The organism is Mesorhizobium sp. M2E.F.Ca.ET.209.01.1.1 (genome assembly GCF_004010375.2).
In the GTDB taxonomy this organism is placed as follows: Bacteria; Pseudomonadota; Alphaproteobacteria; order Rhizobiales; family Rhizobiaceae; genus Mesorhizobium.
Genome location: NZ_SADP02000196.1, coordinates 1 through 439 on the forward strand (window position 1 = coordinate 1; position 439 = coordinate 439).

Here is a 439-nt window from a genome sequence, read left to right on the forward strand (position 1 = left end):
GCTGCAGTGCCACGCCCTCGCGCCACAAGGCATCGATGCCGTCTTGCCACGGGCGGTCGAACAACTGGCCCAGCACTGGCAACATCGCGTGTGGAATGGCCCAGTGGCGGCATTCCAGGTGCGTGTCGAGCGCCTTTTCCAGCAGTGGCATCCGGAAAACTTCCGCATCGACTCCCGCCGGCACGATCACGCTGACCCCGCGCATGCGCGTCTGGCCGGGGTGCGCGCCGGTCATCTCGATCTGGTCGCGATGCTGGGCGGTCATCGCGGTACCGGCACGCAGGGTGAATGCACCGCGTCGCGGGATACGCACGTCGACCTGCCCCTGCAGCATCACGCGGATGGCAAGCCCGGGACGCTGCTGCGCGGTAGCCACATAGGGGAACCGGTTGTGCACGTCAGAGGCGATCAGGCTCATGCCACCGCGCATGAACTGTTC

General features: G+C 66.7%; 1 protein-coding gene. It reads right to left on the minus strand.

What is annotated here, in order from left to right; genetic code table 11:
- A partial coding sequence (locus tag EN852_RS35255; protein WP_210238287.1) for a hypothetical protein occupies positions 1 to 418 on the minus strand: 418 nt, incomplete at its 3' end.
- Between the last annotated feature and the right edge of the window lie 21 nt (positions 419 to 439).